This window comes from Moellerella wisconsensis ATCC 35017 (assembly GCF_001294465.1).
Classification (GTDB): domain Bacteria; phylum Pseudomonadota; class Gammaproteobacteria; order Enterobacterales; family Enterobacteriaceae; genus Moellerella; species Moellerella wisconsensis.
Genome location: NZ_LGAA01000083.1, coordinates 1 through 275 on the forward strand (window position 1 = coordinate 1; position 275 = coordinate 275).

The 275-nt window shown below is 53.1% G+C and carries 1 protein-coding gene; it reads left to right on the forward strand.

What is annotated here, in order from left to right; translation table 11 throughout:
• Positions 1-275 (forward strand): N-6 DNA methylase (locus M992_RS14485; protein WP_147638206.1); only part of this gene is annotated, 275 nt, incomplete at both ends.

Sequence of the window (275 nt, forward strand, 5' to 3'; positions counted from 1 at the left end):
GTGCAGTCGGTGAAGTTTGTCGAGAGCCATCAGGGTAAAAGCCGTGATATCGCGCTGTATGGTCAGGAACTGACAGCCACGACGTATAAACTGGCAAAAATGAACCTCGCCATTCGGGGTCTTTCAGCTAACCTCGGCGAACGCCCGGCAGACACCTTCTTTAGCGACCAGCACCCGGACCTGAAAGCCGACTACATTCTGGCGAACCCGCCGTTCAACCTGAAAGACTGGCGTAATGAAGCCGAATTAACCAAAGATCCACGTTTTGCCGGTTA